Origin of the sequence: Cronobacter sp. EKM101R, assembly GCF_963888145.1 — a bacterium.
GTDB classification, from domain to species: domain Bacteria; phylum Pseudomonadota; class Gammaproteobacteria; order Enterobacterales; family Enterobacteriaceae; genus Cronobacter; species Cronobacter turicensis.
In genome coordinates this window covers 1-259 of sequence record NZ_CAWPHW010000053.1, presented here as the reverse complement: position 1 = coordinate 259, position 259 = coordinate 1, and the positions used below count along the sequence as shown (strand labels likewise).

Below are 259 nucleotides of genomic sequence, written 5' to 3'. Positions count from 1 at the left end.
CGACGATCCGCGTCTGGCCCCTGGCGGGCCGGGGATTACCTATACGCTGGATGACGGAACCGTGCAGCGTATAGATCCTCAGTTTCCTGGCTGGGCATGGGGAATGGTGTACTTCACATCACAGGGGCTGGAAGGGAAAGTTATGAAGCACGAAGCTAATTACCAGGGGCTTCCTGACAATATCCCTGAAGTTAAGAACTACACCGGCTGGGACCATATGCGTTGTGATATGGATGCGGGGCGCTGAAATATGAAAGGA

The 259-nt window shown here is 54.1% G+C and carries 1 pseudogene; it reads left to right on the top strand.

The features are described 5' to 3' along the window. Nucleotides 1–247, top strand: a pseudogene (locus AACV31_RS20385) (T6SS immunity protein Tli3 family protein); the annotation flags it as partial. Nucleotides 248–259 lie beyond the last annotated feature (12 nt).